Source organism: Rhizobium leguminosarum (assembly GCF_004123835.1).
GTDB lineage: Bacteria > Pseudomonadota > Alphaproteobacteria > Rhizobiales > Rhizobiaceae > Rhizobium > Rhizobium leguminosarum_M.
Window position 1 is genome coordinate 127496 of record NZ_MZMU01000009.1, and the last position, 14341, is coordinate 141836.

Annotated in this window: 12 protein-coding genes; 2 read left to right on the plus strand and 10 right to left on the minus strand. The window is 62.2% G+C overall.

Going from position 1 to position 14341, the window contains the following annotated elements:
- The first annotated feature begins 89 nt into the window (after window positions 1-89).
- Window positions 90-944 carry a MurR/RpiR family transcriptional regulator gene (locus B5P46_RS13225; protein WP_129419040.1) on the plus strand — a complete coding sequence of 285 codons (855 nt, stop codon included), beginning with the start codon at window positions 90-92 and terminating at the stop codon, window positions 942-944.
- A 73-nt stretch (window positions 945-1017) separates the two neighbouring features.
- Here B5P46_RS13225 and B5P46_RS13230 read toward each other — a convergent pair whose 3' ends face one another.
- The 9 genes from B5P46_RS13230 to B5P46_RS13270 form a co-directional block, all read right to left on the minus strand.
- Window positions 1018-2601, minus strand: coding sequence for an FGGY-family carbohydrate kinase (locus B5P46_RS13230; RefSeq protein WP_129419041.1), 1584 nt, complete (start codon window positions 2599-2601; stop codon window positions 1018-1020).
- On the minus strand, window positions 2601-3290 hold the full coding sequence (locus B5P46_RS13235) for an HAD family hydrolase (RefSeq protein ID WP_129419042.1): 690 nt from the start codon (window positions 3288-3290) through the stop codon (window positions 2601-2603). The genes B5P46_RS13230 and B5P46_RS13235 overlap by 1 nt, the downstream gene beginning before the upstream one ends.
- A 99-nt stretch (window positions 3291-3389) precedes the next feature.
- Window positions 3390-4871 carry a mannitol dehydrogenase family protein gene (locus B5P46_RS13240; RefSeq protein ID WP_129419043.1) on the minus strand — a complete coding sequence of 494 codons (1482 nt, stop codon included), beginning with the start codon at window positions 4869-4871 and terminating at the stop codon, window positions 3390-3392.
- 84 nt (window positions 4872-4955) lie between these two features.
- Entirely contained in the window at window positions 4956-5954 is a 999-nt protein-coding gene (locus B5P46_RS13245) for an ABC transporter ATP-binding protein (RefSeq protein WP_129419044.1), read from the minus strand.
- An 18-nt stretch (window positions 5955-5972) separates the two neighbouring features.
- Window positions 5973-6803 (minus strand): carbohydrate ABC transporter permease, encoded by an 831-nt coding sequence (locus tag B5P46_RS13250; protein ID WP_017989488.1) that lies wholly within the window; start codon window positions 6801-6803, stop codon window positions 5973-5975.
- 1 nt (window position 6804) lies between these two features.
- Window positions 6805-7677 (minus strand): carbohydrate ABC transporter permease, encoded by an 873-nt coding sequence (locus tag B5P46_RS13255; RefSeq protein ID WP_129419045.1) that lies wholly within the window; start codon window positions 7675-7677, stop codon window positions 6805-6807.
- A gap of 141 nt (window positions 7678-7818) precedes the next feature.
- Entirely contained in the window at window positions 7819-9129 is a 1311-nt protein-coding gene (locus B5P46_RS13260) for an ABC transporter substrate-binding protein (protein ID WP_129419046.1), read from the minus strand.
- Window positions 9130-9275: 146 nt separating this feature from the next.
- Window positions 9276-10229, minus strand: a complete 954-nt coding sequence (locus B5P46_RS13265; RefSeq protein ID WP_129419047.1) for a sugar-binding transcriptional regulator — start codon at window positions 10227-10229, stop codon at window positions 9276-9278.
- A 150-nt stretch (window positions 10230-10379) separates the two neighbouring features.
- A complete protein-coding gene (locus B5P46_RS13270) occupies window positions 10380-10949 on the minus strand; it encodes an exopolysaccharide biosynthesis protein (RefSeq protein WP_245274032.1) in 570 nt (189 codons plus the stop codon).
- A gap of 411 nt (window positions 10950-11360) precedes the next feature.
- Between B5P46_RS13270 and B5P46_RS13275 the strand changes: the two genes are divergently transcribed.
- Window positions 11361-12278, plus strand: coding sequence for an ROK family protein (locus B5P46_RS13275; protein ID WP_129419049.1), 918 nt, complete (start codon window positions 11361-11363; stop codon window positions 12276-12278).
- Here the strand turns inward: B5P46_RS13275 and B5P46_RS13280 are convergent.
- Window positions 12275-14185 carry a beta-N-acetylhexosaminidase gene (locus tag B5P46_RS13280; RefSeq protein ID WP_129419050.1) on the minus strand — a complete coding sequence of 637 codons (1911 nt, stop codon included), beginning with the start codon at window positions 14183-14185 and terminating at the stop codon, window positions 12275-12277. The two genes, B5P46_RS13275 and B5P46_RS13280, sit on opposite strands and share 4 nt — an antisense overlap.
- Window positions 14186-14341 lie beyond the last annotated feature (156 nt).

Consider the following 14341-nt stretch of genomic DNA (forward strand, 5'->3'; position numbering starts at 1 on the left):
CTGAGAAGCAGCTTCCGAAATAGTTGCAAAGACAAGGGGTCGCAACAGCGCATCCACGGAACGCCTCTGAGGAAGACGGGGAGGCTGACGTGGAAGACTTTGTGCAAAAACTCAGGCAATACGCAAAAACCGGCACGCCAGCCGAGCGCCGTATCGCGAAATATTTCACCGAACACCTCAACGACCTGCCGTTCGAGACGGCTGCGTCCGTTGCCGACAGGCTGGATCTCTCGCCGATGACCGTCGGGCGCTTCCTGCGCTCGCTCGGTTATCAGGGATTGGACAGCGTCAAGGTGGAGATTCGCGAGACCGTGACGACATCGCCGGCGCAATTGCAGAGCGCCATGAGCGAGCTGCATGCCGACGCCGCGGAGGGCAAACCGCTGGCCGTGCTGGTTGCCGAACAGATCCAGGCCCTCCATCATATCTATCATCTGACGGCGCAGCCGCACTGGTCCGAAGCCGTCGGCTTGATCAGCACTGCCCGCGAAGTGTCGATCGCCACGCATGCGCGGCTTGCGAGCCTCGCCCATCATTTCTGTCAGCGGCTGACGCAAGCCCGCGACGGCGTACGCACACTCGACGCCGCCGACAACCGTTTCGCCGAACTCTTCGCCCGCCCGGCGGTCGACGACGCGCTGCTTGTCATCATTGACTGTCGCCGCTTCGCCAAGGCGCGGCTGCTTGCTCGGACGGCGCGGCGCTACGGCTATAAGGTCGTGCTCATTTCGCCGCAGCAAGCGGACTGGATGGCGGACCAGTCGAACGTCATGCTGCCTCTGCCGCCCGCTCGCGCCCCCGATCTCGACAATCTTCCGCCGCTGATCGCGCTGCTCGATTGCCTGTCGGAATCCGTCATCCTCCAAGTTGGAGAGGAGGCGGCCCTTCGCCGCCGCCGCATGATGGAGTTCGCGACCGTCCTCGGCGAGACGGCGAACCACTAATTTAAAGGGATTATGCGCAGATTCAAAATGATAGAGCGCCCAGCCTGTTCTAGCGAGTCTGAGACGCGGCGCTCTATTGCATCGTTTCCAATTCGGCGCGGTGCCGGTGCATGGCGAGAAGACGGCGGTAGTCGCGGTCGTAGAGCGCCTGCTTCGCCTTGTCAGGAAACCGTTCGTCGGCGCCCGGATACATCGCTTCGCCGGCCGCCGCCAGATCCTTGTACAAGCCGCAGGCGACGGATGCTGCGATCGCCGTGCCGAGCAGCACAGCCTCGTTCATCTTCGGCACCACGACCTTGCAGCCGGTCGCATCGCTATAAAGCTCCATCAGCACCGGATTTTTCACGTGTCCGCCGGCGATATGCAGCGTATCGGTCATGTAGCCGTATTCCTTCATCATTTCCAGGATATGGCGGATGCCGAGCGCAATCCCCACCGCAGAGCGCCAATAAAGCGCGCAGAGCCCGTCGAAGGACGTATCGAGTGTCAGCCCGCTGACCACGCCGACCGCATGCGGATCGGCGAGCGGCGAGCGGTTGCCATGGAAATCCGGCAGCACGAAGATCCGCGCACCGAAGGCATCGCCCTCCTCGGCACGCAATTCGGCGATCCGCGCGACGATCCTCTGATGCAGCGCCGCCGTCGGCTCACCGCCGGCCGCATGCATGCGCACGATGTGGTCGAGCAGCGCGCCGGTCGCCGATTGCCCGGCCTCCACCAGCCAGGATTGCGGGAAGACTGCCTCGTAATAGGGACCCCACATGCCATGGCTCGGCTTGCGCTCCCGCGAGAAGGTCACGATGCAGCTCGACGTTCCGGCAATCAGCGCCAGTTGATGCTCGCGTTTGACAGGATCTGCGGCATAGCCGCCGAGCGCGCCGAGTGCGCCGGCATAGGCGTCGATCATCCCGGCAGCGACACGGCAGTCCACAGTCAGCCCCAGCGCTTCAGCCGCTTGCTCGGTCAGCCGGCCGACGCTGTCTCCGACAGGCGTGGTCTCATCCGGCAGGTGGCCGCGCGCCTGAAGGTCCTCGAGGCCGATCCGCTCCAGGAAGTCCTGCTGCCAGCCCTTTTCGAGATGGGCGAGATAATTCCATTTCGCCGTCAGCGTGCAGCGCGAACGGGCGGGCGATCCGGTCGATTTCCACGTCATGAAATCGGCGAGGTCGAAGAAGTAGCCGGCCTTTTCCCATGTGGCGGACAGCTTTTTCTTCAGCCACATCAGCTTCGGCATTTCCATTTCCGGCGACATCACGTGGCCGGAATGTTCGAGCACCCGGTGCCCCGTCGCCGTGCAGAAATCGGCTTCCGTCAGAGCCCGGTGATCGAGCCAGACGATCGTGTCGAAACGCCTCTCGCCGCCTGTGGAAACGCTGAGCTGCCGGCCCTCGATGTCACGGACGACGAGCGAACAGGTGGCGTCGAAGCCGATCGCTCCGACTGAGGCGGCGGCGACGCCGGATTGCTCCATCGCCCTGCGCACTGCCGTGCAGGCGGCCGACCAGATGTCTTCGGAATCGTGCTCGGCATGGTTTTCGCGCGGCCGGTTCATCACGATCGGATGCTCGGCTTTGGCGAGCAGACGGCCGCGTGCATCGAAGACGCCGGCGCGCGCGCTGCCCGTGCCGATATCCACCGCAACCACATGATCACGCATCAAGTCTTGGTCCCGTCCAGCTTATGGTTGCGGACAAGGTGTATCAAATCCGGCATGGCGTCAAACACCACTTCCGGCGAAAGGCGGTCGAGTTCGGCACGATATCCGGGGAAATTGGCGTGCGATCCGCCGGTGAAGGCAAAGACCGTCATGCCTGCCGCCTTAGCGGCGGCTATACCGGCCGGGCTGTCTTCGACGACAAGGCAGTGAGCCGGCGCCACCTGCATTTCACGCGCCGCATGCAGGAAGAGATCGGGCGCCGGCTTGCCGCGTTTGACCATGGTTGCGCTGAAGATGTCGGGCAGCTTATCGAGAAGCCCGGTCACCGACAGCGACAACCGAATTCGTTCCATCTGGCTGGACGAGGCAACGCAGCAGCGAACGCCAAGCCCGTCGATCGCCGCAGCGATACCGTCGATCGGCTTCAATTCGGTACGAAAACGGGCATAGAGTTCGATGCGGATACGCTCGAGGAATTCCTCGTCGGCATGGACGTTGAATTCGGCTTCCAGCGTATCGATGAGGGTCGACAGGCTGCGGCCGAGAAAACGCTCATAGGCCTGGTCCTCGGTGATCGAGACCCCGAGATCGTTCATTGCTCCGACGAGCACGTTGATCGAGATCGGCTCGCTGTCGACGAGTACGCCATCGCAATCGAAGATGACCAGCCGTGTTTCAGCATCAGCCATGCAAGACCCAACCTGAGTTCAATTCGGACGCGTTACCGTCCCGCTTTCACTCGCAAGGCCGGATGAATGGCGGCAGTAGAGACCGCCATCCCGGATACCTTACACTGCGAGCTTGCCGTCGAGATAGAGCTGCAGCGTCTCCCGCGTGCCCTTTTCCCACAGGGTTTTGAGAGCATGTGCGAAACGCTTGCGGAAAAGTTCGGACTTCGCCACTTCGCCGAAAATATCGTCAAAGACAAGGAAGGCCGACGGATCGTCCTTAGCTTTCAGCGCCGCCGCATGCAGGCGCTCTGCGCTCGCGTCGTTGAAGACGATCTCGTTGCCGCTGTCGGTCTTGCCGGCGAAATAACGGCACCAGAGTGCCGAAACCAGCGCCAGGCCGACGACGTCCCTGCCCTGACGCAGATTGTCGAGCGTCGAAGGCAGGATGAATTTCGGTTGGCGGTTCGAGCCGTCCTGCGCCAGCCGCGGAATGGTGTCGGCAATCTTCGGATTGAGCAGGCGATGTTCGATCAGGGCGAAATAATCCGTCAGCGACGTGTTCGGCACCGGCGGCACGATCGGGATGATCTCGTCTTTCTCTAGCTTGGCGAGAAAGGCGCGGATCAACGGGTCTTCCATGGAATCATGCACGAAATGAATGTCCATCAGCGCCGCCGGATAGGCGATCGCGGCATGCCCGCCGTTGAGGATGCGGATCTTCATATGCTCGTACGGCGTAACATCGGCAACGAAGGTGACGCCGACCTTTTCCAGCGCCGGCCGGCCGGCGGTGAACTTATCCTCGAGCACCCATTGCTTGAATTCCTCGCAATAGACCGGCCAACTGTCCTCGATCTGGAAATTGTCCCTGAGGAAATCGATCTCGCGCTGGCTGGTCGCCGGCGTGATGCGGTCGACCATGGCGTTCGGGAAGGCGACATTCGCCCGGATCCAGTCGGCAAAGCCAGGGTCCGAAAGTGCCGCCGTGCCGACGACGGCATTGGCGGTGACGATGCCATTATGGGGAATGTTGTCGCAGGACATGACGGTGAAGGGGCCGATGCCCTTGTCCTTGCGTGCCTTCAGGCCGGCAACGATCAGGCCGAACACCGTCTTCGGCGCGTTGGGGTTCTCTCCGTCTGCGGCGATCGCCGGATGGGCCGGATTGAACGTGCCTGATGCATCGATGAAATAGCCACCCTCGGTGATCGTCATCGAAACGATGCGGATTTCGGGATCGGCAAGCCTGGCGATGATCGCAGCGGCATCGCCGACCGGCAGGATGTCGATCATCGGTGCGGTGACCCGCGCCGCCGTCTTGTTGTTGTCCTGTTCGACCACCGTCGTCAGGAAATCCTGCGCCGCAAGCTTTTCGCGCATCGCGGCATCCGACGGCAGCACGCCGGCGCCGACGATCGCCCAGTCGTGATCCGTGCCTGCGTTGAAGAGATCGTCGAGATAGATCGCCTGATGGGCACGGTGGAAATTGCCGACGCCGAAGTGCACGATGCCGGCTTTCAGCGACGCCCTGTCATATCCAGGGATGGCAGCAGTGCGCGCCACATCCGAAAGCGTTGCCAGCGATAGTTTGCACGTCATGTTTCAGTCCTCTTGAAGGTCTTGCCGAGACGGCCGGGCGCCATCGTCCGGCTCGCATGCCTGCCCCCAGCCCGGCAGCCCGTTTCAGATGGCAAGGCCGCCCTCGTTGAATTTGTGAATACGCGAACGGTCCGGCGTCAGGAAGACCGTATCGCCCGCTTTGGCGGCGAAATCGCCGCTTCCGCGCGCCGTCAGCATGCCGATGCCATCGGCATCGATATGCAGGAAGGTGTCGGAACCGAGATGTTCGGCGACCACGACCCTGCCCTTCCAGTCGCCGCTCTCCATCGACAGCAGCACATGCTCGGGACGAATGCCAATGGTATGAGCATTCAGCGCAGCGGCATGTTGGCCTGTGATGAAGTTCATCTTCGGCGATCCGATGAAGCCGGCGACGAAGAGGTTGCGGGGGCGGCTGTAGAGTTCGAGCGGCGATCCGACCTGCTCGATATTGCCCCTGTTCAGGACGACGATCTTGTCGGCCATGGTCATCGCCTCGACCTGGTCATGGGTGACGTAGACCATCGTCGTCTTCAGCTGCTGATGCAACTCGCTGATTTCGAGGCGCATGTTGACGCGTAGCGCCGCATCGAGGTTCGACAGCGGTTCGTCGAACAGGAAGGCCGAAGGCTGGCGCACGATGGCGCGGCCGATCGCGACACGCTGGCGCTGGCCGCCGGACAGCTGGCGCGGCTTGCGCTCGAGATAGTCGGTGAGATTAAGCACCCGGGCCGCATCGCTCACCTTGCGGTCGATCTCGGCCTTGTCGATCCCTGCCATCTTCAGCGGGAAGGCGATGTTGTTGCGCACGCTCATATGCGGATAAAGCGCATAGGACTGGAACACCATGGCAAGGCCGCGCTCAGACGGCGCCTTTTCGGTGGCGTCCCTGCCGTCGATGACGATCTTGCCGCCGGAGACGTCCTCAAGACCAGCGATCAGCCGGAGCAGCGTGGACTTGCCGCAGCCCGACGGGCCGACGAAGACGACGAACTCGCCGTCCTTGATGTCGAGATCGATCGAAGGGATGACCTTGGCTTCGCCGAAGACCTTGGAAACCTTCTGAAGGGTAATGCTGCCCATGTTTCTCTCCCTTTTATGTTATTTCACAGCGCCGAAGGTCAGGCCGCGGACGAGTTGTTTCTGGCTGAACCAGCCAAGGATCAGGATCGGCGCGATCGCCATCGTCGATGCCGCCGAGAGCTTGGCGTAGAACAGGCCCTCGGGGCTGGAATAGGAGGCGATGAAGGCCGTCAGCGGCGCCGCTTTCGAGGCGGTGAGGTTGAGCGTCCAGAACGCCTCGTTCCAGGCAAGGATGATGTTCAAAAGCAGCGTCGAGGCAATGCCTGGCACCGCCATCGGCGTCAGCACGTAGACGATCTCCTTCATCAGCGACGCCCCGTCCATGCGCGCCGCCTCGAGGATCTCGCCGGGGATTTCCTTGAAGTAGGTGTAGAGCATCCAGACGATGATCGGCAGGTTGATCAGCGTCAGCACGATCACCAGGCCGGTGCGTGTGTCGAGCAGGCCAAAATTGCGGAACATCAGATAGATTGGGATCAGCGCGCCGACCGGCGGCATCATCTTGGTCGACAGCATCCACATCAGCACGTCCTTGGTCCGCTTGGTCGGTGAAAACGCCATCGCCCAGGCGGCCGGAATGGCGATGATCAGGCCGATCAGTGTCGAGCCGAAGGAGATGATCACCGAGTTCATGAAGTGGCCGAGATAGTTCGACCGGCTCTGCACCTCCGCATAGTTCTCCGTCGTCCAGTGGAAGAACAGGAACTGTGGCGGCGAGGCGATGGCGTCGGCTTCCGACTTGAAGCTGGTCAAGAAGGTCCAGAGAATCGGGAAGAAGATCAGGATGCCGAGCGTCCAGGCGATCGCGGTGACGATGAGCTTGCGCTTGGTTGTGACTTTTCTGGCCATCTCAAGCCTCCAGATTCTTGCCGACGAGGCGCACGAGGAAGATCGCAACGATATTGGCGAGGATGACAGCCACGATGCCGCCGGCCGATGCCCCGCCGATATCGAACTGGAGAAGCGCCTGGGCATAGACGAGATAGGTGAGGTTGGTGCTGTCGGTGCCCGGCCCGCCATTGGTGGTGACGAGGATTTCGGCAAAGACCGAAAGCAGGAAGATCGTCTGGATCAGGATCACCACGGTGATGGCGCGCGCCATGTGCGGCAGGATGATGTAGATGAATTTCGAGATCGGCCCGGCGCCGTCCATCTCGGAGGCTTCCTTCTGCTCCTCGTCGAGCGACTGCAGCGCCGTCAGCATGATGAGGGTGGCAAATGGCAGCCACTGCCAGGCGACGATCAGAATGACGGAAAACAATGGCACATTCGCCAGCCAGTCGATCGGCTGCAGGCCGAGCGCCTTGGCAAGATGGGCAAACAACCCGTTGACCGGGTTCATGAACATGTTCTTCCAGACGAGTGCTGCCACCGTCGGCATGACGAAGAACGGCGCAATCACCAGGATGCGCACGATGCCCTGGCCGTACATCGGCTGGTCGAGCAGCAGCGCAAAAGCGATGCCGCCGATGACGGTGATCAACAACACGCCGGCGACGAGCAGCAGCGTGTTGATCAGCGCTGCGAAGAAGGCCGGATCCGTCAGGAAGTACTGATAGTTCAGAAATCCGACGAAGCTTTCCATGCCGGGGCTGAGCAGATTGTAGTTCAGCAGCGAGAAGTAGATCGTCATCGCCAGCGGGACGATCATCCACGCAAAAAGCAGCAGCACGGAGGGCGCAATCATCAGGCGCGCGGAGGAGCGGGTATGTAACGTTGCCATGGCAATCACCGATCTGGACTGAAGCGGGGAGCGGCCGCAAGGCAGCTTTGTCTTGAAAAAAAGCGGCCGCCGATGCAGTTCGGGCAATCGGCGGCCCAGAGAGGCGGATTGTCAAGGATCCGCCTCTTGCTCGGGAGGTTGTTATTTGATGTAGCCGGCCTTGGTCATTTCGCGGGTGGCCAGCTGCTGTGCACTCTGCAACGCCTGGTCGACCGAAAGCTGGCCGGCGAGGGCTGCCGAGAACTGCTGACCGATCGCCGTGCCGATGCCCTGGAATTCCGGGATCGCCACGAACTGGACGCCGACATAAGGGACCGGCTTGACGGTCGGCTTGCTCGGATCGGCCGAGTTGATCGAGTCGATCGTCGTCTTGGCGAAGGGAGCCGCCTTCTGGTACTCGGCATTCGCATAGAGCGAGGCGCGGGTGCCCGGAGGTGCATTCAGCCAGCCGTCCTTCTCGGCAACGAGGTTGGTGTAATCCTTGCTCGTGGCCCAGGCGACGAACTTCTCGGCGGCTTCGGCCTTCTGCGAACCTGCCGGGATGGCAAGGCTCCAGGCCCACAGCCAGTTGCCGCGTTTGCCGAGACCCTTGTCGGGAGCCAGCGCAAAGCCGACCTTGTCGGCGACGGTGGATTCCTTCGGGTTGCTGACGAAGGATGCGGCAACGGTTGCGTCGATCCACATGCCGCACTTGCCGGTCTGGAAGAGCGCCAGGTTCTCATTGAAGCCGTTGGAGGAAGCGCCCGGAGGGCCTGCATCCTTCATCAGCTTGACGTAGAAGTCGAGCGTGTCCTTCCATTCGGGCTGATCGAACTGCGGCTTCCAGCTTTCATCGAACCAGCGGGCGCCGAAGGAGTTCGACATGGCCGTCAGAAAGGCCATGTTCTCGCCCCAGCCGGCCTTGCCGCGCAGGCAGATGCCGTAGACTTCCTTGTCCTTGTTGGTGATCTTGCGGGCAGCGTCGGCAATGAAGTCCCAGGTCGGGGCGTCCGGCATCTTCAGGCCGGCAGCGTCGAACAGGTCCTTGCGGTACATGACCATCGAGCTTTCGCCGTAAAACGGCGCCGCATAGAGCTTGCCGTCCATGGTCAGGCCGCTGCGGATCGCCGGCAGCAGGTCGTCGACGTCGTAATTGGCGCCGAGATTGTCGAGCGGCACCAGCCAGCCCTGCTTTGCCCAGATCGGAACTTCATAGGTGCCGATCGTCAAGACGTCGTACTGGCCACCCTTGGTCGCGATGTCGGTCGTGACCTTCTGGCGCAGTACGTTCTCTTCCAGGGTGACCCATTCAAGGTCGATACCGGGATTCTTCGCCTTGAAATCATCCGTCAGCTTCTGCATCCGGATCATGTCGCCGTTGTTCACGGTCGCAATCGTCAGCGTTTCGGCCGAAGCCATACCGGCAAACGCCAGTGCTGAGCAGGCGCCCAGCAGAAAAGTTTTCAATGTCATAATCTTCCTCCCAGAAGATGGGGTGTGAGCATTCGCTTCGCTCATGGGCAATTACTCAACAAACGATAAAGAATGTCAATCGGCAATCGTTGCTGCGATGCCGAAGAGGGTAGTCATCCAACTGATTTAATTATGATATTTTTTGCTCAATTCCTGAGCAAAAACTCAGCAGTCTCTTCATCGGTGATCAAAGCATTGATTTGATGGCCGACAACGGCAGCCCTGATCGCCTTGAATTTACGCTTGCCCTTGGCCAGCCCAATGACCATCGATGCGTCGCGGGACGGGATCGGCGCCGACGCGACGCGCTCGTTGATCGGGTTGTCGATCAACCTGCCGTCGACATCGAAGATCCAGCCGCAGATTTCGCCGACAGCACCCCCGCGCATCAGCTCCATCATCTCGTCCTTCTCGAGAAAACCGTCGACGCAGAGCGGCCCATCGATGCCGAGCTCGCCGATGCCGACGAAGGTGACATCGGCTTGCGCGCTCATATTAAGCGTCGAGCGCACCAGCTGTTGGCCATGCAGCAACTCCCGCTCCTCGGCCGAGGTGACGAGCACCGGCAACGGCATCGGATAATGCCGCGCCTTTACCGCATCGGCCATGCTGAAGATGACGTTGTAATAGGCGGCCGATCCGTCCGGGGCGATATTGCCGGTCAGCGAAACGATGCGGTGATTGGGACATTCGATCGCCGGAAGCTGGTCGACGGCCGCCTTCAGCGTGCGGCCGGTCCCGATGGCGAGGACGATCGGCTCCGGCCGCTTCAGCCACCGCTCGATCTCGGCCGCCGCCGCCTCGGCGATACCGACCGTCGTCGACGACGACGCGGGATCGCTCGGCACCACCTCCACATGTTTCAGCCCGAATTTCTGCCGCAGCTGACTGCCGAGCTCCAGGCAGGCGGCGATCGGATGATCGAGCCGCACCTTGATCAGGCGCTCGGCAACCGCCAGCGACACCAGCCGCTGCGCCGATTGCCGCGAGATGCCCATCGCAGCGGCGATTTCATCCTGCGTACGCCCGGCGACGTAATAGAGCCAGCCGGCACGCGCCGCATCGTCGAGCCGTGCAGGGGTCTCGGATCTTTTTACCATCTAATGCCTACCGCGCAATATGAGCCGGCGTGCCGTCGCCGAACATGATTTGAGTCTGTATCGCGCCAGATCAAAACAAAATTCCGGCAAATGTCGAGCCTGTTGCAAGGAGCCTCGCCAAATAACCGCCGTCACTCGGGCAAACTCCGTTTAGGCAAACCATTGCACGACGAGATATATCGCCGCCTTCACCAGACCGTAAATCACCCCGCCGGCAACGACGAGCGACACGGCCGTCATTACGAAGCCGATGAGCGCGAAGAGCCCGTCACGGCCCAAGATCCCGAAAGCGAAGACCGAGATCGTGACCGCCGGCAGGATGTTGCCGAGCGGGACCGGCAGCAGCAGCACGATCGACAGCAGCAGGCATGCCGCCCCGGCAAGATATTCCGCCGGCGGTTCGGCGAAGATCGCAAGCCTCGGCTTCAGCATGCGCTCCGCCCAGGCGAGCCAGCGGTGGATGCGGCCGACAATGGTCTCGAAATCCTCCCGCCGCATCGAACGGTTGGCAATCACCTTCGGTAGCCAGGGTTTCAGCCCGAAGGTCAGTTGCGCTGCCAGGAAGACCAAGGGCGCCCCGAGCACCGCCGAGGTGCCCGGCGGAGTGGGAAAGGCGTTCGGAAGCGCGAAGATCAGCATCAACGCGCTGATCGCCCTGTCACCCATCGTGTCGAACAGATCGCCGATCGAGATCCGTTCGCGGCTCTGATCGGCGGCCATCTGCCGCAAAATGGATGAGAGGCGGCGGCCTTTGGGACGTGCTCTTCGGATGGTACTGTTTTCTCTCGTATCGATGGTCGTGGGTCCGGCAGTTGATGAAAGTGTAGGGCCGGATTCTGGCGATGCAATATGCCAATTGAATGACTTGCGGGGTTAGAAATTGCGGCTGCGATCGGAGCCGATGGCTTGGGCTCACCAGATTTCTGCAACGTCTTGCCATGACGGAATGGAAGATGGAAACCCGTCCCGCCTATCCGATCTCCCAACCTGTGGGAGAGATGTCCGGCAGAACAGAAAGGGTGGCACACGGCACGACCATAAAGCCGGCGATACCGCCGCCGAATGAACGCTTGAAATTCCCCGCCAACAATGCAAGCAGACACCGGAGACCAGAGAAACGGAAGAGTGGCAATGATCATTTCATTCGACATCGGTGGCACCGCCATCAAGGGTGGCATCGCTCGTTCCGAGACAGACATCCTTCCCCTCGGCCGCCGCCCGACGCCCAGGGATGATTTTGCCGCTTTCGTCGAGACCCTGCGCGGCATCATCGCCGAGACCGGCGAACAGCCGAGCCGCATCGCCCTTTCCATCGCCGGCGTCGTCGATCCCGATACACAGCGCCTGATCTGCGCCAACATTCCCTGTATCCACGACCGCACGCTCGCAGCCGACCTCGAAGCCGAGCTCGGCCTGCCGGTGCTGATCGCCAACGATGCCGACTCTTTCGCTATTGCCGAAGCCGGTCTCGGCGCCGGCCGCGGCCACCGCATCGTCTTCGGCGCCATCCTCGGCACCGGCGTCGGCGGCGGCCTGGTTGCCGACGGGCGTCTCGTCAACGAGGCCGGCGGCTTTGCCGGCGAATGGGGTCACGGGCCGATCATCGCAACTGCGGCCGGCAATCCGCCCGTCGCCATTCCCGCCTATGCCTGCGGCTGCGGCCAGAGGGGCTGCGTCGACACCGTCGGCGGCGCCCGCGGCCTGGAGCGCCTGCACAAGACGCTGCACGATCTCGACCTTGCCAGCGAGGAGATCATCGCTCAATGGCGCCATGGAGAGGAGAAGGCGACACGGACGATCGACGTCTATGTCGATCTCGTCGCCTCGCCCTTGGCGCTGACGATCAACATCACCGGCGCGACCATCGTGCCGGTCGGTGGCGGGCTTTCCAATGTCGAGCCGCTGCTTGCCGAGCTCGACCACGCCGTGCGCGCCCGTATCCTGCGCAAGTTCGATCGCCCGCTGGTGGTGCGCAGCGAATGCCGCATCGAACCCGGCCTGATCGGCGCGGCACTGCTGGGACTGAAGGCGGAAGCAGCGGCGGCTTAAAGCACCGGCCACATCGGCACGATCGCTGCGAACCGATCCCAGTCCTTGCGTGCAGAAGGTGTCCAGGCAGCCTCGGCGATTGCCGGGAGCCGCGGAAAAACCAGCCGGTTGAAATAGGCGCGGGAGAGGAAGTTCTCGGTCCAGATGCAGGCCTGGATGCCGCGCATCTTCTCCTGCAGCGCCTCCGGCAGCTCACCCCCGGCCTCGTAAGCGTAGGTGTGTTCCGGCGGGCTGAACCCCGCCCAGGCCGCGCCAGGCTCGGCCCAGGCTTCGGCCTGCGCCATATCGAGATAATAGGCCTGGCCCGGCGTCATCACCACGTCGTAGCCTTGTTGCGCGAGCTCGATGCCGACGGCGGGCTTTTCCCAGGCCATCAGCAGCGTGCCGTCGCGGTCAACGCCGCCGCCATGCGAGACCTCGTTCCAACCGACGAGTTTCCTGCCGCGCTCCGACAGCATGGCTTTGATACGTTTCAGGAAATAGGATTGCAGCTCGGCGGTGCCGGCAAGTTTCTCCCGCTCCATCAGCGCCTTGCAGAGCGGCGAGGAAAGCCAGGAGCCACGCGCCACTTCGTCGCCGCCGATATGAAGGTACTCGCCGGGAAACAGCGTCACCATCTCGTCGAACACCTTGCCGAGAAACTCATAGGTGAATTCGACCGCCGGATTGAGGGCGTTGTTCGGATAACCCTGCACCGAGCGATAACTGTCCGGCGCCTCCTGCCCGTCGACAAGCTCGGGCAGTGAGAACAGCGTCGCCATGCTGTGGCCTGGAATATCGATTTCCGGCACCACTTCGATATGCAGCGAGGCGGCCTGCGCAACGATCCGCCTGACATCGTCCTGAGTGTAATGGCCGGAGCGCGTTTGCGCCCCGTCGCCGAGCTGCGGCACGAGGACTTCGTCCGGCCCGCGCCGGGCGCCGATCTCCGTCAGCGCGGGATAGGCTTTGATCTCCAGCCGCCACGCTTCGTCATCGGTCAGATGCCAGTGGAAGATGTTGAGCTTGTTCCAAGCCAGAATATCGATCAGCCGCACGACGTCTGCCACCGGATAAAACTGCCTGGACACATCGAGATGGCAGCCGCGCCAGTCATAACGCGGCTGGTCGGCGACCGTACCGAAACTGGGGAATTTGAAGCGCTCGGGATCGGCGCGGGCGCCGTGCAGCAGTTGCGCCAGGCTGATCAGCCCGTAATGCCGCCCGGCATCGTCCGCACTCGAAAGCAAGATCTCATGCGCGGTAAAACGCAATTCGTAGGCAAAGGCGGCGATCGACGATTCGGTGACGAAACGAATGGCCCGCCCGCCTTCGACGGCACTGAGGGAAAACGGCACGTTGTCGGCCGGATAGAGCCGCTGGTAGAGCGTGAGAACCAGCGAGAGCGCCTTGACCGCATCGGGCCGCGTCCGCTCGGCCGGATAAAGGACGACCGGCAGCTCTCCCGCCTTCAGCCCGAGCGCCAGCGGCCAGGGCAGCAGCGAATAAGGTTCCTCGGCCCGGCCCGGCGACAGAAGCGGCGGCGCCACGCCGCCATCCCGGCCTTCGAGCATGAGATCGCCGAAACCAACAGGAACGTGGCGTCCGTCGCCAAGTGTCAGATAGGCCGATTTGACGCCTGATGTCATATGTTTCGGCTCCCTGGTCAGCCCCTCGACGGTGAACCGCCAGCGCCCGCCAGGCGGCACGCTGAGCTCTTCGGGCGGCAGGAATTCGTGGAAATGCGCGACCTGCCGCTTCAGGCTGCCGCCGTCGCAGACATGTTTGTCGGCAACCCGCGTCTCTGACGTATAGGCGAGCGAGAAGCCGGACAGCGGCTCGGTCGAAAGATTGAAAAGCGTGAAGGTGAGGCGCCCGAAACTGCCCTCGATCGGGCTCCAGCTTGCGTCCAGATGGTAATCGGCCATGGTCGTGCCCTGCCTCGTCGCTGAGTGGCCGGATCGCGGTTGGTCTCCCGGCATGCTTTCGCAGCTTAGCTTTTTCGAGGCGGCAATGAAATCGGCGCCCGGGTCCGGGGCGGAGCGGACAGCGATGACCCGCTCAAAGGCCGCCTGTCGAGCCGA